The sequence below is a fragment of the Variovorax sp. GW821-FHT09B01 genome, from assembly GCF_059418345.1.
The window spans coordinates 129,586-152,254 of sequence record NZ_JBWKPQ010000004.1; the positions used below are offsets into that span (position 1 = coordinate 129,586).

Here is a 22,669-nt window from a genome sequence, read left to right on the forward strand (position 1 = left end):
ACCACGCAAGGTGACGCGGCGACGCGCGTCTTCCCTGCATTCGCAGCGCCGACCGATGGCACTTCCGCACGACGATCGTGCATCACGCTTCGCCTGAAAGGAACAAGCCCCATGTCCACTTCGCCCACCTTCAACAGCATCGCGCGCATCCTCGAGAACGACTTCCACGTCGAAGCGAACCTGGTTGCACCGCAGACCGCGCTCACCGACCTGGGCCTCGACTCGCTCGCGCTGATGGAGTTCGTCTTCGCGGTCGAGGACGCCTTCCACCTGCGCATTCCCGAGGACCGTCTCGATCCGCGCGAAGCGGGCATCACGCTGCAGCGCCTGTGCGAAGTGATCGATGCGGAGAGCGCCGCGACGGCGAACACCGCGAACGCGCCTGAGGCGGCGCACGCATGAGCAGCGGTGTAGAGCATGCCGTGATCGCTGCTTCGGCGCAGCGCATCGCGGCGCCGCCGGTGCGCGTCAGCGGCATCGGTTTCGTCACGCCGATCGGCCGCACGCTCGAGGCCTTCGACGACGCGCTGTTCCATGGCCGCTCGGCCGTGCGTTCGCACACGCTCGCGATCCCCGGCATGGACAGCGTCGAGATCGCGGTGGCCGCCTGCGACTTCGACTCGAACGGCGTGCGCAGCACCTCGCGCCTGCCGCTCGATCGCGGCACCGCGATGGCGCTCGCCGCAGCACAGGACGCCGCGGCACAGGCCGGGCTGACGCGCGACAGCGTCGATCCCGAACGGCTCGGCATCTTCTGGGGCAGCGGCCTCGCGGGCGCGGGCAGCTTCGACACCACCACGCAGGCGCTCTATGGCGAGCAGCGCCGCATGCGGCCGACGACCGTGCTCACCGTGATGCCCAATGCGGCGGTGGCCGAGCTCGCGCTGCACTTCGGCGCGCACGGCGCGGCGATCGCCTATGCCTGCGCCTGCGCCTCGTCGGCGGTGGCGATCGGTGAAGCGATGCGCGCCATCCGCGGCGGCTGGATCGACGTCGCCATCGTCGGCGGCCACGACGCCATGCTCACGCCCGGCGTGATGGCGAGCTGGCAGGCGATGCGCGTGATGGCCGCGCCGCCGGCCGATGCACCCGAGACCGCCTGCCGTCCCTTCTCGGGCGACCGCGCGGGCTTCGCGCTCGGCGAAGGCGCCGCCGCGCTGGTGCTCGAGTCGGAAGCGCATGCACGTTCGCGCGGCACGGCCGACACAGGCGACACGGGCGACGGTGCGTCCTACGTGCTGTCCGGCTACGCCACCAACTGCGACGGCACGCACATCACCAACCCCGACAGCGCGGGCCAGGTGCGCGCGATGCGCGCGGCACTGCGCGACGCGGGCCTCGATGCCGCCCAGATCGGCCATGTGAATGCCCACGGCACCGCGACCATGGCCGGCGATGCCGCCGAAGCCGCCTCGGTGCGCGAGCTGTTCGGCAGCGCGATGCCGGTGTGCGCCACCAAGGCGATCCACGGCCATGTGCTCGGTGGTGGTGGCGCGATCGAACTGATCGCGACCTTGCGCGCACTGGCGCACGAGGCCGTGCCACCGATCGCCAACCTGCGCGAGCCCGACGCGGCCTTCGATCTGGCCTTCGTGCGCGGCGAGGCACGCGCCGTGCCCGGCATGCGCTGGGCGATGTCGAACTCCTTCGCCTTCGGCGGCACCAATGCCGTGCTGGTCGCGGGACGCATCGACGCACCATCTCGCTGAAACTTCGCTGAAGTTTTTTTCGCGCGCAGGAAGGCTCAAGGCAGGCAGTGCATCGGCTGGTGGTTCTCGTCGTGCCGGTGTTCGTGCTGCTGATGGCCTGCGAGTTCGCCTGGGGCTGGCTCAAGCAGCGCAACACCTACCGCTTCGCCGACACCGTCGCGAGCCTGAGCCAGGGCCTGCTGAGCCAGGCGCTCGCGGTCTGCACGCAGCTGTTCCAGATCGGTCTCTACGCGCTCATCTATCCGCACGTCGCGCTCTGCACCGACGCGGGCTTCTGGGACAGCGCGTTCGGCTGGATCGCCGCGGTGCTGCTGTTCGACTTCTGCGACTACTGGCTGCATCGCGCGAGCCACGAGTCGGCGCTGTTCTGGGCCGCGCATGCAGTGCACCACCAGAGCCGGCGCTTCAATTTCTCGACCGCGCTGCGGCAGGAGAGCATGGTCGCCTTCCTCGGTTGGGCCTTCTACCTGCCGATGGCCGTGGTGGGCGTGCCGCCCGAGCAGTTCGGCCTCGCGGGGCTGATCGTGCTGGTCTACCAGTTCTGGATCCACACCGAGCACATCGGCAAGCTGGGCTGGTTCGACCGCGTGTTCTCCTCGCCCTCGAACCACCGCGTGCACCATGCCGTCAACGACGGCTACCTCGACCGCAACTACGGCGGCATGCTGGTGGTGTGGGACCGCCTGTTCGGCACCTTCGCCGAGGAGCGCGAGCGCTGCGTCTACGGCACGCGCAAGCCGCTCGCGGGCTTCGATCCGCTGCGCGCCGTGCTCGGCCCCTATGCACCGCTCGCGCGCGATGCCTGGCACACGCGGCGCTGGCGCGACAAGCTCGGCGTGTTCTGGCGATCGCCGGGCTGGCGGCCGGCCGACGTGGCGGCGCGTTTTCCCGAACCCGACTTCTCGCTCGAGGCGGCCGCCGCCCTCGACGATCCACCGGTCGGCCGCGCACGCGCGATCGCGGCCACGCTGCATTTCGCGGGCTGGGTCGGCATGACGCTGGCCTTTCTCTGGCGCGCGGACGACATGGCTTTTCGCACCGGGCTCGAACTGCTGGCGCTGACGGTCGCGGGCTTCTGGGCCGTGGGCGCCGTGCTCGATGCGCGGCTGCGCTTGCGCTGGGCCTGGCCCGCGCAGGTGCTGCTGCTGGCGCTGGCCGGCGCCCTCGTGTTCGCGGCGGGTTGAGCGGCCGCGCGGGATTGCTATCCTGCGGACCCCTGACCGACCTCGAACATGGAGCCACCGTGCGCCGACTTGCCACTTCCCGCGACCTCGCTGCCGTCCATGCCCTCTACATGCACGAGAAGGTGGTGCGCTTTCTCGGCTACGACCCGATGCCGCTCGCTGACTTCCGGCCGATCCACGAGGAACTGGTGCGCAGCGGCTGCTTCCACATCTGGGAGGTCGAGGGCCGCATGGCCGGCTTCTACCGCGCCACGCGCTACCCGGGCCGCGTGGCGCATGTCGCCTGTCTCGGCACGCTCGCGGTGGATCCGGCCTTCCATGGCCGCGGCGTGGCGCTGGCCATGGTGAGCGATGCCATCGAGCAACTGCGCGCGGCCGGCGTCAAGCGCATCGAGCTCTATGCCGAGAGCGACAACGCGCCCGCGCTGCGCTTCTACGAGAAGCTGGGCTTCGTGCGCGAGGGCACGCTGCGCAAGTTCTACAAGCGCGCCGGTGAAGCCGACTACATCGACGACCACCTGATGGCGCTGCTGCTCGATTGAGCCGAATTCAGGAACCCTTCCAGCGCCGCAGCAGCAAGGCATTGGCCATCACGCTCACGCTCGACAGCGCCATCGCCGCCCCGGCCACCACCGGGCTCAGCAGTCCGAAGGCCGCCAACGGAATCCCCGCCACGTTGTAGGCGAAGGCCCAGAACAGGTTCTGCCGGATCTTCGCCACGGTGCGGCCCGAGAGGTCGAGCGCCTGCGCCACCAGCGCGAGATCGCCGCGCATCAGCGTGATGCCCGCGGCCTCCATCGCCACGTCGGTGCCGCCATCGGCCGGCGCCATCGCGATGCCCACGTCGGCGGCCGCGAGCGCGGGTGCGTCGTTGGCGCCATCGCCCACCATCGCGACCACGTGGCCGTCGCGGCGCAGCGCGCTCACCTGCTGCGCCTTGTCGGCCGGCAGCACCTCGGCGCGCACGTCCTCGGGCGCGATGCCCAGCCGCGCCGCCATGGCGCGCGCGGCGCGCAGGTTGTCGCCCGAGATCATCACCACGCGCAGGCCGCGCGCACGCAGCGCGGCGACGGTCTCGGCCGCCTGCGGCTTGGGTTCGTCGGCAAAGGCCAGCAGGGCCAGTGCCTCGGCCGCGCCGCCGGCATCGAAGCGCAGCAGCGCCGACACCGTGGCGCCCTGCGCCTGCAGCCGGTCGACCTCGGCGGCATCGACATCGGCATCGAGCTCGCGGCACCAGCGCAGGCTCGCGAGGGCCCAGGCCCCAGCGAATTCGCCCTCGACCTCGCCGCGCACGCCGCGGCCCGGCATGGCCTGCATCGAACGCAGCGCCGGCACCGCCAGTTTCTTGTCGGCGGCGGCCACGAGCACGGCGCGCGCCAGCGGATGTTCGCTGCCGCTCTGCAGGCTCGCGGCCACGGCCAGCAGCGCATCGGCATCGACGGTCCGAGCGACGGGCACGAGCGCGGTCAGCACCGGCCGGCCCAGCGTCAGCGTGCCGGTCTTGTCGAAAGCCACCGTGTCGACGCGGTGCGCGAGTTCGAGCGAACGCGCGTCCTTGATGAGGATGCCGCGCCGTGCCGCCACGCCCGTGCCCGCCATCACCGCCACCGGCGTGGCCAGGCCCAGCGCGCAGGGGCAGGCGATGACCAGCACGGCCACCGCGTGGATCAGCGCGGTCTCGATGTCGGCGCCGCCGACCAGCATCCAGCCGCCGAAGGTGAGCAGCGCGATCACCAGCACCACCGGCACGAAGATGGCCGCCACCTTGTCGACCAGCCGCTGGATCGGCGCCTTCGCGGCCTGCGCATCCTCGACCAGCCGGATGATGCGCGCGAGCACGCTCTCGGCACCGACCGCGCGCACCTCGACCACCAGCCGGCCGTCGCCATTGACGGCACCGCCGGTCAGCAGGTCGCCCGGGCCCTTGGGCACGGGCAGCGGCTCGCCGGTCAGCATCGACTCGTTGACCTCCGATTCGCCGTCGACCACGCGCGCATCGGCCGGCACGCGTTCGCCGGGACGCACCGCGAGGCGGTCGCCCACCATCACCTCGGCCAGCGGCACGTCGCTCTCGCCGCGCGGGCCGACCAGGTGCGCCACCTCGGGCCGCAACTGCTGCAGCGCGCGGATCGCCGAGGTCGCCTGGCGCTTGGCGCGCGCCTCGAGCCACTTGCCCAGCAGCACCAGCGTGATGACCACCGACGAAGCCTCGAAGTACAGGTGCGGCATCATCCCGTGGCCCGCGTGCTCGCCGGTGGCCGAGCGCCACCAGAGCCACAGCGAGAGCCCGTAGGCGGCGCTGGTGCCGAGCGCGACCAGCAGGTCCATGTTGCCGGTCAGCGCGCGCGCCGCATGCCAGCCCGCGCGGTAGAAGCGCGCGCCGAGCCAGAACTGCACCGGCGTCGCGAGCAGCAGCTGCAGCCAGGGGTCGAGCATCCAGTCGCGGCCGAAGAACTCGCCGACCATCGGCAACATCAGCGGCGCCGACAACGCGAGGCCAACCGCCACCGGGCCGAAGCCGTGCCAGGGCGAGAGCGCCGCGGCTTCCTCCTGCGCATCGGCCGCGGCGCGCGGCTCGTAGCCGGCGGAGCGCACCGCGCGGCGCAGCCGGGCATCGATGTCCTCGCCACCCTGCGCCTGCGCCACCACGCGCGCCGATTCGGTCGCGAGGTTCACGCTGACGTCCTGGACGCCGGGCACGCCCTTGAGCGCGCGCTCCACGCGCATCACGCAGGACGCGCAGGTCATGCCGCCGACCGAGAGGTCGAGCGTGAGATTCGGCAACGGCCGTTCTTGTACGTTTTCCATGGTGCGAAGGCTAAAGCTTCACACCATGGCAAGGTCAAGCGCGGCAAAAAGAGTCCCTGGACTGGACATTGACATCGTGGCAAGGTTCAGACTTCGGTTTCCGAACGGGCCAACACCCACCTTTCCATCCACGAAGGAGCAGAAACGATGAGCCAGAAATTCCAGGTCGCGGGCATGAGCTGCGGACATTGCGTGAACGCCGTGCAGAACGCGGTGCAGACGGTCGACCCCGAGGCCCAGGTCACGGTCGATCTCGAGACCGGCCATGTGGACGTGCTGAGCCAGCAGCCGCGCCAGGATCTGGTGGCGGCGATCGAGAACGCCGGCTACCGGGTGCAGTGACGGTGCCGGTCACGCACGGCCCCGTGGCGATCGGCGAGGCCGCCCGGCTGTCGGGCGTGTCCGCGCGCATGGTGCGCCACTACGAGGGCCTGGGCCTGCTGAGCGCGGTGGCGCGTACCGACAGCGGCTACCGCCAGTACGGCGATGCCGACATCCACACGCTGCGCTTCATCAAGCGCTCGCGCGACCTCGGCTTCTCGATGGAGGAGATCGCCGAGCTCGTGGGCCTGTGGCACAACCGCCGGCGCACGAGTTCGAGCGTGAAGCGCATCGCGCAGAAGCACCTCGAGGAACTGGAGCAGCGCATCGCCGACATGCAGTCGATGCGCAGCACCCTGGCCCACCTGGTGCACTGCTGCCATGGGGATGCGCGGCCCGAGTGCCCGATCCTCGACGACCTGTCGAAGACCGCCTGACGGTTCAGGCGCCCCGGACCAGCGACAGCACCTTGCCCGCATCGAGCGTGCGGGCCTTCTCCTGGATCGCCGGCAGGTAGCGCGACTGCAGGCCCTGGCCTTCCTGCACCACGCCCGAGAAGGCGTCCTTGAGCATCTGCGTCGACAGCGTGCGGCCGCCCGCGTAGTAGCGCTTGGCGACATGGCCCAGCGCATAGGTGGTGGCGAAGCTCATGCCCGAACTCACGGCCTGCTTGCCGACGCCGCGCAGCAGGCCGCCGCCCACCTTGCCGAGCAGCCCGCCCAGCAGCTTGCGCCCGGCCTGCTCGAGGTACTGCGAGGTCAGGCCTACGCCCACGGTGGCGATGAAATCCTTGACGTGGCCGCTGTCGAGCTCGTAGCCGTGCGCCTTGCCGATGCGGTAGACCAGCTTCATCTGCAGCGGAATGATCGCCATGGTCGACAGCGTCTCGGGCAGCAGCTCGAGCGCGCCGTTGAGGATGGCGGCATTGAGGATCGACTTGTCGAGCTCGGCGCTGTCGGGCGACAGCGGCGACGCGCCCGCCGCGACGGCCGGCACCGGCGCCGCGGCCACCACCGCGCCCGCGGAGGCACCGGCCACCGCCCCGGCCGCCGCGATCTCCTCGGCCTGGTTCGAGAACTGCGCCGCCGAGGCATCGAGCCCGAGCGAGGTGCGCACGTCGGTCAGGAACATCCGCTCGGCCTGCGACTGCGCGCCGTCGGCATCGCACACGCACACCGCCATCTCGTAGGCGAGCTGCTTCGCCTCGGTGCTCTGCAGCTGCGCCGCCACCGACGGCAGCGAGACACGCTTCATCAGCACGTCCTGGTAGAGCGTCGGCAGGTTCAGGCCGTCGGTCTGCGACAGCCCTTCGGCGATGCGCTTGATCTCCGCGCGCTCGCGTTCGTGCTTTTCGCCGTCGACGAAGGCGGCCAGCAGGCTGAGGGTCACGATGGCCTGGGTTTCGGAAGGTGTCACGGCTGGAATTTCCACAAGATGAAGGACGAAGTTCGGTCGGAAGACCGGGGGAAGGTTCCGCCGCGCGTTCTCCCCACAAAGCGGGTGCAACTCTGTGGATAACCACAGAACTACTTTGTAGGGGCGCGGCAAGTTATTGATTTTTATGGGGAATCTACAGACCGCTTAAAAAATAGGCAATGAATTTCCTCACCCAAAAAACGCCTTTCGCAGATTTCCGGAGGGCTGTCAAAGGACAACTCTGGGGAGAGTTCTGGCACAAGCAGATGGTTATCCACAGCGCCGGACGGATGCGCCAGGTTGTCCCTTTGGACGCGACAGCACAAAAGCACGGCTGCGCACAGTGACCGCTGTATGACAAGTGCTTGTCACATAACGAAAAAAGCGGCCTGTCCACAGAAGGGGCGGACCCTTATCTACTACTACTAATTTGAATAAGAAGAATAAGAAATAGAGAGAGACCAAAGGTCGCGCCCGAAAAAAAGTCCGAAGGCCGCGCCTCGTTGCAACGCCGTCGGCGTGGCTGGCGCCCGCCCCGTGGCGCTCGCTACCATCGCTGGATGAGCTTCAAACCGCGGATCCTGATCGCCGAGGACGAATCGGGCATCGCCGACACCCTCCAGTACGTGCTCAAGAGCGACGGCTTCACGCCGGTCTGGTGCGCCACCGCGGAAGACGCGCTGGCGCAGTTCGCGCAGGAGGCGCCGGCGCTGGCGATACTGGATGTGGGATTGCCCGACATGAACGGCTTCGAGCTGTTCAAGCGGCTGCGCACGCTGAACCAGGCCATGGGCGGACCGGAGGTGCCGATGCTCTTCCTCACGGCGCGCAGCGACGAGATCGACCGCGTGGTGGGGCTGGAGCTCGGCGCCGACGACTACGTCGCCAAGCCGTTCTCGCCGCGCGAACTGGTGGCGCGCGTGCGCACCATTCTTCGGCGCAGCGCGCGGGGCGCGCCAGGGCCCTCAGGAACGCCACGAAGCCCCGGAACCTCCGAACAGGGGGTCCCCCATGCCGGAGCGCCCCAGGCGGCGCCTGCGGCGCCTCAGACCCCTCCAGTGCCCAGCCAGCCCTTCGTGCTCGACCAGGAGCGCATGCAGATCCGCTACTACGGCCGGCTGCTCGAACTCTCGCGCTACGAATACGGTCTGCTGCGCCTGCTGGTGCAGCGCCCCGGGCGCGTGTTCACGCGCGACGAATTGCTCGAACTCGTCTGGGACGACGCCAGCGAGAGTTTCGACCGCACCGTCGATGCCCACATCAAGACCCTGCGCGCCAAGCTCAAGGCGATCGCGCCCGAGGTCGAGCCGATCCGCACGCTGCGCGGCACCGGCTACGCACTCAACGAAGAACTGCCCGCCAGGATCTCGTGACCCGGCGCACGCGCATCTTCATCGGCATCCTGCTGATCTACACGGCCGGCATCGCCTTCCTGCTGTACCGCGTCGTTTCCGACATCGATCCGCGCTACCGCGAGTCGGCCGAGGAATCGCTGGTCGAGACCTCGCAGCTGGTGGCCAGCCTGGTCGAGCAGGACGTGATCGCGGGGGCCATCAACACGGCGCGGCTCGAGCCGCTGTTCCGCACGCTCTATGCGCGCGAGTTCTCGGCCCAGATCTACAACCTGCACAAGAGCCGGGTCGAGCTGCGCGTCTACGTGACCGACCGCGGCGGCCGCGTGATGTTCGATTCGCTAGGCCGGCACCTGGGCGCCGACTACTCGAAATGGAGCGACGTCAGCCGCACGCTGGCCGGGCTCTACGGCGCGCGCACCTCGCGCGACGTTGACGTCGATCCGCGCACCTCGGTGATGTACGTGGGCGCGCCGATCCGCTGGAACAACGAGATCGTCGGCATGGTCAGCGTGGGCAAGCCGGTGCAGAGCTTCGGCCAGTTCGTGGAGGACGCGCGGGCGCGCACGATCTGGGTCGGCGTGGGTTCGGCGCTGGCGCTGCTGCTGCTCGCGGTGATCGTCTCGGTCTGGCTGGTGCGGCCCTTCGGGCTGATCCGCGACTACTGGGGCTGGGTGCGCGCGCAGCGCAGCCTGAGCCTGCGGCGCATGGCGCGGCGCGCGGTCGACGCGGTGCGCAGCGGCTTCAGCGAGATGCGCGACACGCTGACCGGCCGCAACTACGTCGCCGACTACGTGCAGACCTTCACTCACGAGGTGAAGAGCCCGCTGTCGGCGATCCGCGGCGCGGCCGAGCTGCTGCAGGAACCCTCGATGCCGCACGAGGAGCGCGAGCGCTTCCTCGCCAACATCGCGCGCGAGACCCAGCGCATCCAGGAGATCGTCGACCGCATGATGGAGCTGACCGCGCTCGAGACCCGGCGCGCGCTCGAGCGCACGCAGCCGGTGGCGCTGGCCTCGCTGATCGACGACATCGCGATCAGCGCGCGGAGCGCCGCGGCGCAACGCAACATCCGCGTGCACGTGGACATCCGGGCCGAGGCCTCGGTCGAGGGCGATCCCTTCCTGCTGCGGCGCGCCGTCAGCAACCTGCTCGACAACGCGATCGATTTCTCGCCGACCGGCAGCGAGGTGCGCATGACGCTGGAGACCACCTCGCGGCTGGCACGCGTGAGCGTGCGCGACCGCGGACCGGGCATTCCCGACTACGCGCAGGAGAAGGTCTTCCAGAAGTTCTATTCGCTGGCGCGGCCGCACAGCCAGAAGAAGAGCACCGGGCTGGGCCTGGCCTTCGTCAAGGAGATCGCCGCGCTGCACCACGGCCGCATCGAGCTCGGCAATGCGACGCGCGGCGGCGCGGTGGCCACGCTCACGCTGCCGCTGCTGTCTCCCTGAGCTGCTACTGGCGCCCGATCAGCGCGAGGTAGTCGCGCCGCGTGCCTTCGCTGACCGAGGCGATCAGCTGCTCATACGGGGTCTTGTGGCGCGCCAGCATGCGCGCCGAGGCCACCATCTTCGATTTGCAGAACCAGTGGCAGGTGTGCTGCATCAGGAACAGCTCGGCCGACAGCGTGTAGGCCTTGTCCTTGGGGCTGCGGCCGGCGCGGTTGTGCATCACCTCGTTGATGCCGCGCGCATGGATCGCGAAGGCCGCGCGCAGGTCGAAGGTCTCGCGCGGAAACAGCAGGTGCGCATAGGGCAGCGTCGCCAGCGGCGAGGTGCTCACGCGCGTCTGCGCGGCATCCACGCGCGCGAACTCGGCCGCGAAATTGGCGAACTGGGCCGCGAGCCGCGCCTCGGTCGCGTCGAGCACGCCCCAGATCTGCTGGCGCCGCTCGGGATCGTCCTCGCCGAGGCAGCGCAGGTAGCCCTCGGTGAGGTTTTCCATCAGCTTCTCGATCTGGTAGTTGCCCAGGTGGCGCGCCAGCAGCGCGATGCGCCGGCGCTGGTCGTGGGACTTGAGGAGGTAGGCGCCGATGGCGATCAGCGCCACCAGGGTGAGGATTTCCATGGACTTGGGAACGGGCGGACGGGAAGAAAGGGTGTGCGCCGAGTGTAGAGACCCCGGCGCGGCCCCTGCCGCCCGCGGCCCTAGCGGAAGAAGTCCAGGATGCGGTTGCGCTCCTCGGGCTGCGGCGGCGCGCCGATCGGCACGCCGGTCAGCACCTCGACCGGCTGCGGTGCGGCCTCGGGCTCGAGGCCCAGGCTCGCGACGCCGCGGCCCGGCGCGTAGTCGTCGAAGTAGAGCTCGCCGTCCACGTGTACCAGGCCCGGCGGCTCGGGCAGCTGCGCCACCGGCACGCCGCGCAGCGCGGTCTGCATGTAGCCGGTCCAGATCGGCAGGCTCAGGCTGCCGCCGGTCTCGCCGCGCACGCCGAGCTGGCGCGGCGTGTCGTAGCCGATCCAGGTCACGCCGACCATGGTGGGCTGGAAGCCCGCGAACCAGGTGTCGAAGGAGTCGTTGGTGGTGCCGGTCTTGCCGAACAGGTCGTCGCGCTTGAGCGCCTGGTAGGCCTTGAAGCCGGTGCCATTGCGCACCACGCTCTGCAGCAGCGAGTCCATCAGGTAGGCGTTGCGCGCGGGGATCGCGCGGTTGCTTTCGTCGAGCGCCGGCGGCTCGGTTTCCATCAGAACCTTGTCCTTGGCATCGGTCACGCGCGTCACGAGGTAGGGATTGACGCGGTAGCCGCCGTTGGCGAACACCGAATAGCCGGCGGCCATCTGCAGCGGCGTGACCGAGCCCGCGCCGAGCGCCATCGGCAGGTTGGCCGGATGCTTGTCCTTGTCGAAGCCGAAGCGCGTGATCCAGTCCTGCGCGTAGTCGGTGCCGATCGACTGCAGCACGCGGATCGTCACCAGGTTCTTCGATTTCATCAGCGCGGTGCGCAGCGGCATCGGGCCTTCGAAACCGCCGTCGAAGTTCTTCGGTTCCCAGGGCTGGCCGCCGTTCGCGCCGGGCTCGAAGTACAGCGGCGCGTCGTTCACCACGGTGGCGGGCGTGAAGCCCTTCTCGAGCGCGGCTGAGTAGATGAAGGGCTTGAAGCTCGAACCGGGCTGGCGCCAGGCCTGCGTCACGTGGTTGAACTTGTTCTTGCTGTAGTCGAAGCCGCCGACCAGCGCCTTGATCGCGCCGGTGCGCGGGTCCATGCCGATGAAGGCGCCCTCGACCTCGGGCAACTGCGTGATCTCCCAGCTGTTCTTGGCCGTGCGCGCCACGCGGATCACCGCGCCGCGGCGGATCTTGATGTTGGGCTGCGCCTTGGCCGCCAGGCCCGACTGCGCGGGGCGCAGGCCTTCGCCCGTGATCTCGATCGCCTCGCCGTTCGCGCGCACCGCGCTGACCTGCTTGGGCGAGGCATCGAGCACCACGGCCGCGATCACGTCGCCGTTGTCGGGATGCTCGGCCAGCGCGTCGTCGACCGCCTCGTCGACCTCCTTCGGATCGTCGGGCAGGTCGACGAACTTCTCGGGGCCGCGGTAGGGCTGGCGGCGCTCGTAGTCCATGATGCCGCGGCGCAGCGAGCGGTAGGCCGCCGACTGGTCGGCCGCCACCAGCGAGGTGTAGACCTTCATGCCGCTGGTGTAGATGCTGTCGCCGTACTGCGAATGCATCATCTGGCGCACCGTCTCGGCCACGAACTCGGCATGCAGCCGGTTCGGGTCGGCGGCATCGCGCAGGTGCAGTTCCTCCTTCTTGGCCTCGGCCGCCTGCTCGGCGGTGATGAAGCCGGTCTCCTGCATGCGGTCGATCACGTAGAGCTGGCGCGCGCGGGCGCGGCGCGGATTGGCCACCGGGTTGTTGGTGCCCGGCGCCTTCGGCAGGCCCGCGAGCATCGCGGCCTCGGCGATCGTGATGCTGGCCAGCGGCTTGCCGAAGTAGGCATCCGATGCCGCGGCGAAACCGTAGGCACGGTTGCCGAGGTAGATCTGGTTCATGTAGATCTCGAGGATCTGGTCCTTGGTCAGCTGCTGCTCGAGCCGCAGCGACAGCAGGATCTCGTAGGCCTTGCGGCTCAGCGTGCGCTCGGAGCTCAGATAGACGTTGCGCGCCACCTGCATCGTGATGGTGGAGGCGCCCTGCTTGCGCCCGCCCTTGAGGCTGGCCACCGCCGCGCGCAGGAAGCCCTTGTAGTCGACGCCGCCGTGGTCGTAGAAGCGCGCGTCCTCGACCGCGAGCACCGCGTCCTTCATGACCTTGGGGATCGCCGCGAAGGGCGTGAGGTTGCGGCGCTCCTCGCCGAATTCGCCGAGCAGCTCGCCGTCGGACGAAAACACGCGCAGCGGCTGCTTGGGCCGGTAGTCGGCGAGTTCGGAGCTGTCGGGCAGGCGCGGCGAGATCAGGGCGATGGCGACGGCGCCCGCGACCGCGAGCACCAGCACGCCCGAGCCGGCGACGATGGCGCTCCAGACGGCGATGCGCTGCCAGCGCGGTGGTTCGGGGGCGTCGGGTGAGCGGGGCTTGAAGGGATTGAACATGAGGGAGGTCCTGCTATTGAGAGAGTCCGCGCAGGCGCGGGTTCCGGGCCAGCCGCGATGCGCTCGCGGCCAGCATGGCGGCGTCGATGGCGCCGCGGCTCTCGGCCTGCCGCGCGCAGTGCATCGCGTCGAAGTACTTGTCGTGGTCGTAGGCGACCAGCAGCAGGTCCACGCCGGCATTCAGCGCACGCACCGTGGCGTTGCACAGGCCCCGGTCGTAGGCTGCACCCATCGTGAGATCGTCGGTGACGAGCAGGCCGTCGTGCCCCCACGCGCCGCGAATCACGGACTGCACGATTTTGCGCGAGAACGATGCCGGATGGTCGGGGTCGAGTTCTGGAACGATCACATGGGCGAGCATGACAGCCGCTTGTGTCGAAGCCGACACCTCTTGAAACGGTTTCCAGTCATGTGTTGCAAGTCGGACCGCGGGCGTGCGCAAAAAACCGGTCACATGGTGCGTGTCCTCGGCCACGCCGGCCAGTCCCGGAAAGTGCTTGAGCGTGCCTTGCACGCCGGCCGCTTCGAGGCCCTGTTCGTAGGCCCGCGCCACCTCGGCGACGAGGGCCGGATCGGCCGAGATCGCTCGTTCGTCGATGCGGGTGTGCAGGTCCCAGCGGCCCGGCGCGCGGCCGGTGCGCAGGTCGACCACGGGACTGAAGTTGAGCGTGATGCCCAGCGCGGCGAGCGCCCTGCCCTGCTGCTCTCCGTAGGCACGGGCGCGCTGCGCGAGTTCGTTCTCGGGCACGTCGGTATCGATCAGGGTGGCCAGCGAGGGCTGGCGTTCGATCAGCGGCGAGAGTCGCGACACGGCACCGCCTTCCTGGTCGGTGGCGACGATCAGCGGCGGCAGGCCGGCCGCCGTGCGCAAGTCCTGCAGGCTCGAGATCTCCTCGCGCAGTTGCGTCGCGCTGCGGCCCCTGACGTTGCGGCCGGTCACGAAGATGCCGCCGATCGCGCCGTGGCGCGCGAGCTCGCGCAGCATCGGCATCTCGGCGTTCTCGTAGCCGACGATGAAGTGCGCGCCGAGCCTGCGTGCCTGCGCGTCCGATGCGGCGAGCACTTCCGCGCGGCGCTGGCGGCTCGAGAGCTCGTCGGCCCCGCTGCAGAGCATCACCGCGCACAGCAGCCCGAGCAGCATCGGGCGCAGCGAACGGCGCGCGAAGCGCCAGACGATCGCCACGCCGCCGCCCGCGAGCGCGAGCAGCAGCGGCACCTCCCAGGCGCGCAGGAAGCGCAGGTGCGGATCCTTCAGGTGCCAGGCCCAGAAGCAGAGAGCGACCAGTGCCAGCCATCCCAGGGCACCGAGCGCGACGCGCAGCGCTTTCATGCCGGATCGACGAGGGCCGCCGGTGCGGCTTCGGGCCGGCGCGACAGCGCATACCAGTCGACCTTGCGCGTCATCAGCATCAGCGCCGAGAGCATGCCGAAGATCAGCAGCGCGCCGAGCAGCAGCGCATTGCTTTCGGAGGCCAGCAGCCCGTAGAGCGCACCGTAGAGCACCGCGACGAAGGCCGCGAAGCCGGCGCCGCGCTTCCAGCTGCCGAGCACGGCGGCGAAGTAGATGCCCAGCAGCAGCACGCTCGCGCCGGCCGCGCCCGCATAGGCGAGCCAGAAGGCCAGCTTCTCGGACAGTGCCAGCAGCAGCAGGAAGAAGATCGCGATCGACAGGCCCACCAGGCCGTACTGCACCGGGTGCAGCCGCAGCTTGCGGAACAGCTCGAACATGAAGGCCGCCATCAGCACCAGGCCGATGAAGAGCGCGCCGTACTTACCCGCGCGGGTGCTCATCGAATAGACGTTGATCGGCTGCGCGAGCGAGACATCGAAGCTCTGCGGGTTGAAGGGCTGCGGGCCGGCGCGCACGTTGCCGTTGGCCGAGGCCGCCGTCGCGTCGGCACGGCCCGCCAGGTCGGCGCGCACCTGTTCGCGCGCCGAGCTCACGAGCGAGGACACGCGCCAGTGCGCATCGAAGCCCTGCGGCGTGACCTCGCGCTTGGCCGCGAGGAAGCGGCCGCCGAAGCTCGGATGGGCCCAGGGCGACTTCAGGTGCGCGCTGGTTTCTTCCGAGATCGGCACCATCGACAGGGTGTCTTGGCCGACCAGCGAGAGCTTCATCTCGAAGGGCAGCGCCGCGCGCGATTGCCAGGCGGCCAGGGCCGCGGCACCGAGCGGCGCGTGGATGCCGTTGGCGAACCAGGAGTCGTCGGGCAGGCCGGGCACGCGCTGGCGCAGCCGCAACTCGGCGCCGTTCACCGTCAGCGCGGGCGAGCCGTCGAGGCCGCGCAGGTCGCTCACGTTGAAGGCCACCAGCGGGGCCTTGAATTCGATCTTCGAATCGGGCTCGCTGTGCGCGACCGCCTCGGGGTCGAAGGCCGCGAAGCCGCCCGACAGGGTGGCGTCGAGCGTGTAGAACGGGATCTTGAAGATGCCGCGGTAGCGCTGCTGCGGCGTCATCGATCCCTCGATGTGCAGCTTGTCGGGGAACACCACGTGCGCCATCTCCTTGCTGCGCGCCTCCTGGCCGATCACCTTGCCCTGCGCGTCGCGCAGCGGCTCCATCCAGCGCTCGACGTAGGGCACCAGCAGCAGCGGGCCCACCACGGTCTGCGGGCCCGCATAGGTGGCGGCCAGTTCGGCGGCGGCCTCGCGCTGGCTGTCGCCGCGCTCGTTGTTGATGCGGTCGATCTCGGCCAGCGGAATGCACAGCAGCAGCACCAGCAGCAGCAGCCCACCCACCTTGGCCAGCATCGAATCCTTCAGCAGTTGAAGCATGTTTTCTCTCCTCGTTGACGACGGACCGGATGCTCGCCGTGCGATCCGAAGCCCGTGTGAAGCGTGGCGGCGCGGCGACTTCACGCGGACTTCACACAGCGCGGCGGACTTCAAGAAGCCTTCCCAATGCCTTCTCGCAGGCTGGCGACAGTGCGGGCCATCCGATACACAGAGAAGAGGACCCGACATGCACACCCCCTCCACCCATCGACCCGGCCGCTGGCTCTGGCTGGCGACGCTGAGCCTCGCGGTCGCGGGCTTCGTCGCGCTGAGCCTGAATCCCGTGCATGCGCAGGAAGCGACCGCGCCGCGCCTGAAGACCGAGAGCCCGTATTTCTTCGTGAAGAGCGACGACCCCTCGATCGACCGGCTGCCGCTCAAGGGCACCGAGGTCTCGGTGAAGATCTCGGGCGTGATCGCCGACGTGACGGTGACCCAGACCTACCGCAACGAGGGCCAGCGGCCCATCGAGGCCAAGTACGTGTTCCCGGGCTCGACCCAGGCGGCCGTGAGCGGCCTCAACGTGCGCCTGGCCGACCGCCTGATCACCGCGCAGATCCGCGAGAAGCAGCAGGCGAAGATCGAATACGACACCGCCAAGCGCGAGGGCAAGACCGCCGCGCTGCTCGAGCAGCACCTGCCGAACGTGTTCCAGATGAACGTCGCCAACATCCTGCCGGGCGACGACGTGAAGGTGGAGCTGCGCTACAGCGAGCTGCTGGTGCCGCAGTCGGGCAACTACGCGTTCGTGTTCCCCACCGTGGTGGGCCCGCGCTACAACAGCCCGCAGTCCTCGAACGCACAGGCGCCCTGGGTCGGCCAGCCCACGCTGCGCGCGGGGGTGGCGGCCGGCACCACCTTCCGGCTCAAGGCCAGCATCGACACGCCGATGGGCCTGAAGGAGATCCGCTCGATGACGCACGCCATCGCCGTGAAGAAGAGCGACGAGGACCGCCATGCCGAGATCGAACTGGCCGCCGACGGCCGCCCGGCCGACAACCGCGACTTCGTGCTCGACTACCGCCTCGCGGGCGAGAAGATCGAATCGGGCCTGATGCTCTACAAGGGCCAGGGCGAGAACGCCGAGAACTTCTTCCTCGCGATGGTCGAGCCGCCCAAGGCCGTGGCCGCCAGCGCCATCTCGCCGCGCGACTACATCTTCGTGGTCGACATCTCGGGCTCGATGCACGGCTTTCCGCTCGACACCGCGAAGACGGTGCTCGAACGCCTGATCGACGGCCTGCGCCCCAGCGACACCTTCAACGTGCTGCTGTTCTCGGGCAGCAACAAGATGCTGTCGCCGGCCTCGGTGCCCGCGACCCGCGCCAACATCGAACAGGCACTGGCCACCATCAAGAACTTCGAGGGCGGCGGCAGCACCGAGCTGATCCCGGCACTCAAGCGCGTGTATGCCGAGCCGAAGGACGAGAAGGTCTCGCGCACCGTGGTGGTGGTGACCGACGGCTACGTGACGGTCGAGCGCGAGGCCTTCGAGCTGGTGCGCAACAACCTGTCGAAGGCCAACGTGTTCGCCTTCGGCATCGGCTCCTCGGTCAACCGCAGCCTGATGGAAGGCATCGCGCGCGCCGGCATGGGCGAGCCCTTCATCATCACCGACCCGGCGCAGGCGCCCGAGCAGGCCGCGCGCTTCCGCCGCATGGTCGAGTCGCCGGTGCTGACCAGCGTGAAGGCCACCTTCGGCGGACTGGACGTGTACGACGTGGAACCGCAGGCGCTGCCCGACGTGCTGGGCGAACGGCCGGTGATCGTGTTCGGCAAGTGGCGCGGCGAAGCGCGCGGGCGCGTGATCGTCGAGGGCCAGGGCGCCGAAGGCCCGTACCGCCAGGAAGTGCGCATCGATGCGCGCACGCGCCAGGACACGGCCGCGCTGCGCACGCTGTGGGCGCGCCATCGCATCCAGAGCCTGAGCGACCAGGAAGCGCTCGAAGGCAGCGCGGCCTTCAAGGACCGCATCACCGAGCTCGGCCTCAAGTACGGCCTGCTGACCCAGTACACCAGCTTCATCGCGGTCGACAAGGTGGTGCGCAATGCCGCGCCGCAGGACAGCGCGAGCGTGAACCAGCCGCTGCCGATGCCGCAGGGCGTCAGCGATACCGCCGTGGACGGCGGCGCGCTCGGCGCCGAGGTGCCGAGCACGCCCGAGCCCGAGACGCTGGGCGCCATCGCGGTCGTGCTGTCGGTGCTGGCGATGCTGCGCCGCCGCGCGCGCCGCCACGATGCACGCCGTTTCACGGCCTGATACGGGAGCACGACCTCATGTCCCTGGCAACTCTTGCCCACCGCCATCCACGCATCGTGGATTGGGGCATCCGCATCGACCGATTCCCGGCCGCCGCCTGGCTGGCCCTGCAGTTCGCCGCGCTGGCGCCGACCTGGGGCTGGATGCTGCGGCGCATGGTCGACGGATCGGACGATCCGCTCGGGCTGCTGGCGCTGGTCGCGCTCGCGGCGCTGGCCTGGCAGTGCCGCGGCGAACTGCGCGCCGCGCCGCGGCTGGGCTGGCTCGCGCTGGCCGGTGCGGGCACGCTCGCGGCGACCGTGTTGCGCACCGGCCTCGGCAGCCTGCCCGCGCTGCCGCCGCTCGCGGCCGGCCTGTTGGCGGTGCTGTCGCTGGCGGCGGGCCTGATGGCCTTCCTGCCGCGCCGCGTGGCGGCCGTGCCGGTCGCGGGCCTCGCGGTGCTGGCGCTGCCGCTGCTCTCGTCGCTGCAGTTCTATGCCGGCTATCCGCTGCGCGTGGTGACGGCCGAGGCCAGCCGCTGGCTGCTGGCACCGGGCTTCGAGGTGACGCGCGAAGGCAGCACCCTGCTGATCGATGGCCGGATGGTGATCGTCGATGCGCCGTGTTCGGGCGTGCAGATGGTCTGGCTCGGCTACTTCACGGCCTGCGCCGTCGCGCTGTGGGCGCGGCGCGCCGACCGGGGCTTCCTGGCCCGGCTGCCGCTGGTCGGCCTCGCGGTGCTGGCCGGCAACATCGTGCGCAACAGCGTGCTGATCGCCTGCGAGGGCGCCGGCCATCCGCTGGCGCCGTGGGCGCACAACGCGCTGGGCCTGGTCGTGCTGGCGCTGGTGTGCGGTGCCATCGCGCGGCTGATGGCGCGCGAGCGAAGCGGCGCGGGCCTCGATTTCGTCATGCGGCCCGTTCCGGGCCTGATCACCACCCAGGGAGGCCGCCGTGTCGACACTGCCCATTGAGCGCCTGTTCGAACGCCTGTTCGCGAACCATTTCATCAACCGCATGGGCCACAAGACGCTGTTCGCCGTTGCGATGCTGCTGTGCATCCTGTGGTCGGGCGCCGCCGCGCTGCGCGCGCCAGCCGTGGCCGCGCCGGTGGCGAGCACGATCGAGTGGCCGCGCGAATGGGACGGCGCCGCGCTGCGTCCGCTCGCGCTCAGCGAGGTGGAGCAGCGCTTCGCCGACCGCTTTCCGGGCGCCATCGGCCGCATGACCGACGGCCGCCAGACCCTGGTGATGCGCGAGGTGCGGCAGCCCACGCGCATGCTGCATCCGGCCGCCGACTGCTATCGCGCGCTCGGCTACCGCATCGCGCAGGAGCGGCTGGAGCACCAGGTGCAGGCCGGCGAATCGCATTTGTGGCGCTGTTTTGTTGCGCAACGGCACGGCGGGCAAAAGTTACGCGTCTGCGAGCGCATCGTGGGCGCCGACGGCGCCGCTTTCACCGACACTTCAGCCTGGTACTGGGCGGCAGCCAGCGGCCGGTCGAACGGACCGTGGCAAGCCGTCACCGTGGCGAGACCGATGTGAACCCATTGCTGAAAAAGACCCTGCGATTTCTCCTCTTCGGCCTGCTGGCCCTGGTGATCACGGCCGGCGTGGCCATCTTCCTGATCGTCAAGCTCGCGCTGGCCCCCGCGCCCGGCGAATGGCGCACCACGGTGAAGGCCGGTCCGCTCGCCTTCGAGACCGGCGTGCCGACCGCGGTGCGCATCGCCACCTCGCCCTGGTTCGCGCCGTGGCTCGATGGCCGCTCGCTCGACACCGGCCACGGCACCGTGCGCTTCGCCTGGAAGGCGGCCGACGGCCTGCTCGAATTGCACTGCGCGCCGTGCAGCGTCGAACTGCCGGCGCTGGGCGCGCAACCGATCCGCGTGCAGCAACTGGTGGCCACGGTGCGCCGCGACGGCAACACGCTCAACGGCACGCTCGGCGCCACGCCGCAGGGATCGCCCGTGGGCGATCCCGCCGCCACGCTGCAGGGCAAGTGGGAAGGCCGCCTCGCGCCGAAGAACCTGCAACTCAGCGTCGACATCCAGGACGCGCCGATCGCGCGCTGGTACGCGGTGCTGGTGCCCGGCCTGCCCGAGCTGCAGCGCGCGCGCATCGGCGGCACGCTGGCGCTGCGCGGTCACGTCGTGCTGCCCGAAGCCACCTTCTCGGTGCTGCCCAGCGTCAGCCAGTTCACGGTCGAGGGCCTGGGCACCGAGGCCATGCTGGGCGCGCGCACCAGCTGCGGCCCGTCGGCCAGGCTGACCAACGACAGCTGGCTCGCGCGCGCGGTCATCGCCGCGGAGGATCAGCGCTTCTTCACCCACACCGGCTACGACCTGACCGAGATCCTGGCCTCGATCGACAACAACCAGAAGGAAGGCGCGCAGAAGCGCGGCGGCAGCACGCTCACGCAGCAGCTCGCGAAGCTGCTGGCGACCGGCAGCGAGCGCACGGCCGAGCGCAAGCTGCGCGAGCTGCTCTACGCGGTCGAGATGGAGCAGACACTGGGCAAGGCGCGCATCCTGCAGCTCTACCTCGACAACGCGCCCTGGGGCGGCAACCTCTGCGGCGCGGAAGCCGCGGCCAAGCGCTATTTCAAGCGCAGCGCGCGCAGTCTCGAACCGGCGCAGGCGGTCTGGCTCGCGGCCATGCTGCACAAGCCGCAGGCGGTGCTCGAGCAGTGGCGGCGCGACGGCGCCATCGATCCCGACCGCGTGAAGTGGGTGGCCGAGGGCGTGCGCGGCATCAGCCGCAACCAGCGCGAGTCGCTGCTCAAGAGCGTGGCCAGCGCGAAGTTCGCGCCGCCGGAGCCGAACCCATGAGCGCCGAGGTCGAAGCGATCGAGCGCGCCACGGTCGCGGCCGTGTCTCCCGATGCCGTCGGCGCCATCGAGGGCTGGCTGCTGCCCTTCGACTACGGCACGGTCTCGCGTGCCCGCTCGGCCGTGCCGCTGCGCCATGCGCCGGCGGCCCAGGGCACGCTCGAGCGGATCGAGCAAGGCTACGCCGCGCAGGGGCTCCCGCCGATGCTGCGGCTGGCCGATCTGGAATGCTTCGACGGCCTGCGCGCCGAACTCGAAGCCCGGCGCTATCGCGGCGCCAAGCCCACGCTGGTGCAGACCGCCACCTTGCGGCAGATGCAGGCCGTGGCACCGACCGGCGCGCTGCCGGCCGAGGTCGACACCGCGCCCGACGACGCCTGGGCGGCGCTGTTCCTCGGCGAGGGTTTCGATCCCGTCGACGGCGCCCACCGCGTGCGCGTGCTGGCGCGTGCCCAGGGCTCGCTCTATGCGAGCGTGCGCGAAGGCGGCCGCACCGTGGCCGCGGGCGCAATGGCCTTCGGCCATGGCTGGGCCAGCGTGCACGGCATGCGCACCGACGCCGCCCAGCGTGGCCGCGGCCTGGCCGGGCGCGTGCTCGCGGGGCTGGCGCAGGTGGCGCTCGAGCGGGGGTTCGAAAAAGTGTTCCTGCAGGTCGAGGCGCAGAACGATCCCGCGCTGGCGCTGTACCGGCGCGCCGGTTTCCAGACGCGCTGGCAGTACCGGTACTGGCAGCCGTCGGCCTGAAAACGGCGGACTCAGCCCCGCGGCTCGAGCTCCAGCCCGAAGCGCACCTCGTCCAGTGCCGCGTCGACCAGCGCCAGCGGATCGTCGAAGCCCGGCGCGAGCTTGAGGATGCCGCGCAGCCGGTGATCGATCAGCAGCACCGCGAGCCCGTGCACATAGCCCCAGGCCGAGGTCATCTGCATGGCTTCGGCATTGCTCAGCGAGGTGGGCGGGCTGTCGGGCAGCCGCGGCGCGCCGCCGATGATCGAGGCCATCACGCGCATCGCCTCGGCGGCCGCGGCGCCCAGCACGGGGTGCAGCATGTCGATCTTCTCGGTGCGGAACATCAGCCCGAACAGCGCCGGGTTCCCGTGCGCGAAATGCACGTAGGCGCGGCCGATCGCGTTGCGCCGCGCGCTGGCGTCGGCACCCTCGGGTGCCGAGGTGCGCATCGCATCGGCCAGGCGATGGAACCCCACGGCGGCGAGCGAGCTCAACAGGCCGGTGGTGTCGCCGAAGTGGTGCTTGGGCGCGGTGTGCGAGACGCCCGCTTCGCGCGCGATCGCGCGCAGGCCGAGCCCGGCGATGCCGTCGCGCTGCAGCACGGTCTCCGCCGCGGCCAGCAAGGCATCGGGCAAGGCGCCGTGGTGGTAGCGGCGGGCCGGCGCGGTGGACTCGGCCGGTGTGGCCGCTGTGGCCGGCGAAGATTCGGCGGTGGCCGGCTCCGTGGAACGGGAACGGCGCGGACGGGAGGCAACAGGCATCCAAAAATCTTAC

Annotated in this window: 21 protein-coding genes; 14 read left to right on the forward strand and 7 right to left on the reverse strand. The window is 70.1% G+C overall.

Features of this window, described 5'->3' with window-relative positions; all coding sequences use genetic code 11:
• Positions 1-111: 111 nt before the first annotated feature.
• The 4 genes from AC07RV_RS15110 to AC07RV_RS15125 are packed head-to-tail and all read left to right on the forward strand — an operon-like array spanning position 112 to position 3,435.
• On the forward strand, positions 112-402 hold the full coding sequence (locus AC07RV_RS15110; RefSeq protein WP_093343637.1) for a phosphopantetheine-binding protein: 291 nt from the start codon (positions 112-114) through the stop codon (positions 400-402).
• A complete protein-coding gene (locus tag AC07RV_RS15115) occupies positions 399-1,709 on the forward strand; it encodes a beta-ketoacyl-[acyl-carrier-protein] synthase family protein (RefSeq protein WP_296788407.1) in 1,311 nt (436 codons plus the stop codon). The genes AC07RV_RS15110 and AC07RV_RS15115 overlap by 4 nt, the downstream gene beginning before the upstream one ends.
• A 47-nt stretch (positions 1,710-1,756) precedes the next feature.
• Complete coding sequence (locus AC07RV_RS15120) at positions 1,757-2,893, forward strand: sterol desaturase family protein (protein ID WP_296788404.1); 1,137 nt, start codon at positions 1,757-1,759, stop codon at positions 2,891-2,893.
• 59 nt (positions 2,894-2,952) lie between these two features.
• The gene (locus AC07RV_RS15125; RefSeq protein ID WP_296788401.1) at positions 2,953-3,435 is read left to right on the forward strand and encodes a GNAT family N-acetyltransferase; all 483 of its coding nucleotides are present in this window, start codon (positions 2,953-2,955) and stop codon (positions 3,433-3,435) included.
• 7 nt (positions 3,436-3,442) lie between these two features.
• Here AC07RV_RS15125 and AC07RV_RS15130 read toward each other — a convergent pair whose 3' ends face one another.
• The gene (locus AC07RV_RS15130) at positions 3,443-5,701 is read right to left on the reverse strand and encodes a heavy metal translocating P-type ATPase (RefSeq protein WP_296788398.1); all 2,259 of its coding nucleotides are present in this window, start codon (positions 5,699-5,701) and stop codon (positions 3,443-3,445) included.
• A 147-nt stretch (positions 5,702-5,848) separates the two neighbouring features.
• On the opposite strand from AC07RV_RS15130, the gene AC07RV_RS15135 reads away from it, so the two are divergent.
• A complete protein-coding gene (locus AC07RV_RS15135) occupies positions 5,849-6,043 on the forward strand; it encodes a heavy-metal-associated domain-containing protein (RefSeq protein WP_057591827.1) in 195 nt (64 codons plus the stop codon).
• Between the two features lie 68 nt (positions 6,044-6,111).
• Positions 6,112-6,459 (forward strand): Cu(I)-responsive transcriptional regulator, encoded by a 348-nt coding sequence (cueR, locus tag AC07RV_RS15140; RefSeq protein ID WP_398495232.1) that lies wholly within the window; start codon positions 6,112-6,114, stop codon positions 6,457-6,459.
• Positions 6,460-6,463: 4 nt separating this feature from the next.
• On the opposite strand, the gene AC07RV_RS15145 is transcribed toward cueR, so the two are convergent.
• Positions 6,464-7,438: a YcjF family protein gene (locus AC07RV_RS15145; protein WP_296788392.1), complete on the reverse strand. Its 975-nt coding sequence runs from the start codon at positions 7,436-7,438 to the stop codon at positions 6,464-6,466.
• A 179-nt stretch (positions 7,439-7,617) separates the two neighbouring features.
• On the opposite strand from AC07RV_RS15145, the gene AC07RV_RS15150 reads away from it, so the two are divergent.
• From AC07RV_RS15150 to creC, 3 genes are all read left to right on the forward strand, one after another.
• Entirely contained in the window at positions 7,618-7,785 is a 168-nt protein-coding gene (locus AC07RV_RS15150; protein ID WP_296788389.1) for a hypothetical protein, read from the forward strand.
• A 213-nt stretch (positions 7,786-7,998) separates the two neighbouring features.
• On the forward strand, positions 7,999-8,811 hold the full coding sequence (locus tag AC07RV_RS15155; protein WP_296788386.1) for a response regulator: 813 nt from the start codon (positions 7,999-8,001) through the stop codon (positions 8,809-8,811).
• Positions 8,808-10,244 (forward strand): two-component system sensor histidine kinase CreC, encoded by a 1,437-nt coding sequence (gene creC, locus AC07RV_RS15160; protein ID WP_296788383.1) that lies wholly within the window; start codon positions 8,808-8,810, stop codon positions 10,242-10,244. Before AC07RV_RS15155 ends, creC begins: the two co-directional genes overlap by 4 nt.
• A gap of 4 nt (positions 10,245-10,248) precedes the next feature.
• On the opposite strand, the gene AC07RV_RS15165 is transcribed toward creC, so the two are convergent.
• From AC07RV_RS15165 to creD, 4 genes are all read right to left on the reverse strand, one after another.
• Positions 10,249-10,860 carry a hypothetical protein gene (locus tag AC07RV_RS15165; RefSeq protein WP_093343625.1) on the reverse strand — a complete coding sequence of 204 codons (612 nt, stop codon included), beginning with the start codon at positions 10,858-10,860 and terminating at the stop codon, positions 10,249-10,251.
• A gap of 80 nt (positions 10,861-10,940) precedes the next feature.
• Positions 10,941-13,325, reverse strand: a complete 2,385-nt coding sequence (locus tag AC07RV_RS15170; protein ID WP_296788379.1) for a penicillin-binding protein 1A — start codon at positions 13,323-13,325, stop codon at positions 10,941-10,943.
• Between the two features lie 13 nt (positions 13,326-13,338).
• Positions 13,339-14,655, reverse strand: a complete 1,317-nt coding sequence (locus tag AC07RV_RS15175) for a glycoside hydrolase family 3 N-terminal domain-containing protein (RefSeq protein ID WP_296788376.1) — start codon at positions 14,653-14,655, stop codon at positions 13,339-13,341.
• Positions 14,652-16,100 carry a cell envelope integrity protein CreD gene (gene creD / locus AC07RV_RS15180; protein ID WP_296788373.1) on the reverse strand — a complete coding sequence of 483 codons (1,449 nt, stop codon included), beginning with the start codon at positions 16,098-16,100 and terminating at the stop codon, positions 14,652-14,654. Before creD ends, AC07RV_RS15175 begins: the two co-directional genes overlap by 4 nt.
• A gap of 187 nt (positions 16,101-16,287) precedes the next feature.
• Here creD and AC07RV_RS15185 point away from each other — a divergent pair, with 187 nt between their 5' ends.
• Genes AC07RV_RS15185 through AC07RV_RS15205 form a run of 5 tightly spaced genes read left to right on the forward strand, consistent with a single transcriptional unit; the run spans position 16,288 to position 21,913 of the window.
• The gene (locus tag AC07RV_RS15185) at positions 16,288-18,360 is read left to right on the forward strand and encodes a VIT and vWA domain-containing protein (protein WP_296788370.1); all 2,073 of its coding nucleotides are present in this window, start codon (positions 16,288-16,290) and stop codon (positions 18,358-18,360) included.
• A gap of 17 nt (positions 18,361-18,377) precedes the next feature.
• The gene (xrtQ, locus tag AC07RV_RS15190; RefSeq protein ID WP_296788367.1) at positions 18,378-19,313 is read left to right on the forward strand and encodes an exosortase Q; all 936 of its coding nucleotides are present in this window, start codon (positions 18,378-18,380) and stop codon (positions 19,311-19,313) included.
• A 43-nt stretch (positions 19,314-19,356) separates the two neighbouring features.
• The gene (locus AC07RV_RS15195; RefSeq protein ID WP_296788653.1) at positions 19,357-19,884 is read left to right on the forward strand and encodes a hypothetical protein; all 528 of its coding nucleotides are present in this window, start codon (positions 19,357-19,359) and stop codon (positions 19,882-19,884) included.
• Complete coding sequence (locus tag AC07RV_RS15200) at positions 19,881-21,170, forward strand: biosynthetic peptidoglycan transglycosylase (RefSeq protein ID WP_296788364.1); 1,290 nt, start codon at positions 19,881-19,883, stop codon at positions 21,168-21,170. Before AC07RV_RS15195 ends, AC07RV_RS15200 begins: the two co-directional genes overlap by 4 nt.
• A complete protein-coding gene (locus tag AC07RV_RS15205; protein ID WP_296788362.1) occupies positions 21,167-21,913 on the forward strand; it encodes a GNAT family N-acetyltransferase in 747 nt (248 codons plus the stop codon). Before AC07RV_RS15200 ends, AC07RV_RS15205 begins: the two co-directional genes overlap by 4 nt.
• 11 nt (positions 21,914-21,924) lie before the next feature.
• Here AC07RV_RS15205 and AC07RV_RS15210 read toward each other — a convergent pair whose 3' ends face one another.
• Entirely contained in the window at positions 21,925-22,656 is a 732-nt protein-coding gene (locus AC07RV_RS15210) for a TetR/AcrR family transcriptional regulator (RefSeq protein WP_296788360.1), read from the reverse strand.
• Positions 22,657-22,669 lie beyond the last annotated feature (13 nt).

Coding starts and splice junctions, on each gene's coding strand:
- AC07RV_RS15110 (WP_093343637.1), top strand. CDS start 112: ATGTCCACTTCGCCCACCTTCAACAGCATCGCGCGCATCCTCGAGAAC.
- AC07RV_RS15115 (WP_296788407.1), top strand. CDS start 399: ATGAGCAGCGGTGTAGAGCATGCCGTGATCGCTGCTTCGGCGCAGCGC.
- AC07RV_RS15130 (WP_296788398.1), bottom strand. CDS start 5,701: ATGGAAAACGTACAAGAACGGCCGTTGCCGAATCTCACGCTCGACCTC.
- AC07RV_RS15135 (WP_057591827.1), top strand. CDS start 5,849: ATGAGCCAGAAATTCCAGGTCGCGGGCATGAGCTGCGGACATTGCGTG.
- cueR (WP_398495232.1), top strand. CDS start 6,112: ATGGTGCGCCACTACGAGGGCCTGGGCCTGCTGAGCGCGGTGGCGCGT.
- AC07RV_RS15150 (WP_296788389.1), top strand. CDS start 7,618: ATGAATTTCCTCACCCAAAAAACGCCTTTCGCAGATTTCCGGAGGGCT.
- AC07RV_RS15155 (WP_296788386.1), top strand. CDS start 7,999: ATGAGCTTCAAACCGCGGATCCTGATCGCCGAGGACGAATCGGGCATC.
- AC07RV_RS15165 (WP_093343625.1), bottom strand. CDS start 10,860: ATGGAAATCCTCACCCTGGTGGCGCTGATCGCCATCGGCGCCTACCTC.
- AC07RV_RS15170 (WP_296788379.1), bottom strand. CDS start 13,325: ATGTTCAATCCCTTCAAGCCCCGCTCACCCGACGCCCCCGAACCACCG.
- AC07RV_RS15175 (WP_296788376.1), bottom strand. CDS start 14,655: ATGAAAGCGCTGCGCGTCGCGCTCGGTGCCCTGGGATGGCTGGCACTG.
- creD (WP_296788373.1), bottom strand. CDS start 16,100: ATGCTTCAACTGCTGAAGGATTCGATGCTGGCCAAGGTGGGTGGGCTG.
- AC07RV_RS15185 (WP_296788370.1), top strand. CDS start 16,288: ATGCACACCCCCTCCACCCATCGACCCGGCCGCTGGCTCTGGCTGGCG.
- xrtQ (WP_296788367.1), top strand. CDS start 18,378: ATGTCCCTGGCAACTCTTGCCCACCGCCATCCACGCATCGTGGATTGG.
- AC07RV_RS15195 (WP_296788653.1), top strand. CDS start 19,357: ATGGGCCACAAGACGCTGTTCGCCGTTGCGATGCTGCTGTGCATCCTG.
- AC07RV_RS15205 (WP_296788362.1), top strand. CDS start 21,167: ATGAGCGCCGAGGTCGAAGCGATCGAGCGCGCCACGGTCGCGGCCGTG.
- AC07RV_RS15210 (WP_296788360.1), bottom strand. CDS start 22,656: ATGCCTGTTGCCTCCCGTCCGCGCCGTTCCCGTTCCACGGAGCCGGCC.